This is a genomic window from Staphylococcus sp. EG-SA-2, from assembly GCF_017152085.1.
Genome location: NZ_JACYHC010000834.1, coordinates 1 through 1,176, shown reverse-complemented (window position 1 = coordinate 1,176; position 1,176 = coordinate 1). Strand labels below are relative to the sequence as shown.

General features: G+C 40.0%; 1 protein-coding gene. It reads left to right on the top strand.

The window, feature by feature from the left end; genetic code table 11:
• Positions 1–47: 47 nt before the first annotated feature.
• Positions 48–1,176 (top strand): SasC/FmtB family protein (locus IDG60_RS15000; protein ID WP_206160859.1); only part of this gene is annotated, 1,129 nt, incomplete at its 3' end.

The window sequence follows — 1,176 nt, the reverse complement described above, 5'->3', positions numbered from 1 at the left end:
AGTGAAATCATTTAACAGCGAGAATAATCAACCAGGAGGATGACTTAATGAATTTATTCAGACAACAAAAATTTAGTATCAGAAAATTTAATGTCGGTATTTTTTCAGCTTTAATTGCCACTGTTACATTTATATCTATTAACCCGACAACAGCGTCTGCAGCAGAGCAAAATCAGCCTGCACAAAATCAACCAGCACAACCAGCTGATGCCAATGCACAGCCTAACGCAAATGCTGGTGCTCAAGCTAATCCTGCAGCACAACCAGCTGCACCTGCGAACCAAGGACAACCAGCAGCACAACCAGCAAACCAAGGTGGACAGGCTAATCCAGCAGGAGGCGCAGCACAACCAGTAGGAGGCGCAGCACAACCGGCAGCAGGTACAGCACAACCAGCTGGACAAGGTAATCAAGCTGATCCAAATAACGCTGCACAAGCACAACCTGGAAATCAAGCAGCACCGGCAAACCAAGCAGGACAAGGAAATAACCAAGCAACACCGGCAAATCAAACACAGCCAGCGAATGCTCCAGCAGCGCAACCAGCAGCACCTGTAGCAGCAAACGCACAAACTCAAGATCCAAATGCTAGCAATACTGGTGAAGGCAGTATTAATACAACATTAACGTTTGATGATCCTGCCATATCAACAGATGAGAATAGACAGGATCCAACTGTAACTGTTACAGATAAAGTAAATGGTTATTCATTAATTAACAACGGTAAGATTGGTTTCGTTAACTCAGAATTAAGACGAAGCGATATGTTTGATAAGAATAACCCTCAGAACTATCAAGCTAGGGGAAATGTAGCTGCATTAGGTCGTGTGAATGCAAATGATTCTACAGATCATGGTAACTTTAACGGTATTTCAAAAACTGTTAATGTAAAACCAGATTCAGAATTAATTATCAACTTTACTACTATGCAAACGAATAGTAAGCAAGGTGCAACAAATTTAGTTATTAAAGATGCTAAGAAAAATACTGAATTAGCAACTGTAAATGTAGCTAAGACTGGTACTGCACACTTATTTAAAGTACCAACAGATGCTGATCGTTTAGATTTACAATTTATTCCTGACAATACAGCAGTTGCTGATGCTTCAAGAATTACAACAAATAAAGATGGTTATAAATACTATTCATTCATTGATAATGTAGGTCTATTCTCAG